This is a genomic window from Nostoc sp. PCC 9305 (assembly GCF_963920915.1).
Classification (GTDB): Bacteria; Cyanobacteriota; Cyanobacteriia; order Cyanobacteriales; family Nostocaceae; genus Nostoc.
The window spans coordinates 1-243 of record NZ_CAWUDN010000310.1 but is presented as its reverse complement, the minus strand read 5'-3'; the positions used below and the strand labels follow the sequence as shown (position 1 = coordinate 243).

Below are 243 nucleotides of genomic sequence, written 5' to 3'. Positions count from 1 at the left end.
GGTGGGGCTGGAAAAGCTGTAGGCCAGCACCTTGAGCTCGGTCCTGGCCGACGCGATCACCCGCAACACCAGTTGCTCGGCGCCGCCATCGGGCGAAAAGCCCACTTCGAGCGTGCCGGCCGCCGGCACCGCGATCGGCGGCGTGGGCGGGATCGCGGGCGTCGGCCGGTTGGCCATGGCCGGCCCCACGGGCAGCAGAACCAGCGCGGCCAGAAGCGCGCAGACAGACAGGCGGAAGTTCAC

At 71.6% G+C, this 243-nt stretch carries 1 pseudogene; it reads right to left on the bottom strand.

Features of this window, described 5'->3' with window-relative positions:
* Nucleotides 1-243 (bottom strand): annotated as a pseudogene (locus tag ACM0OX_RS35860) (hypothetical protein); the annotation flags it as partial.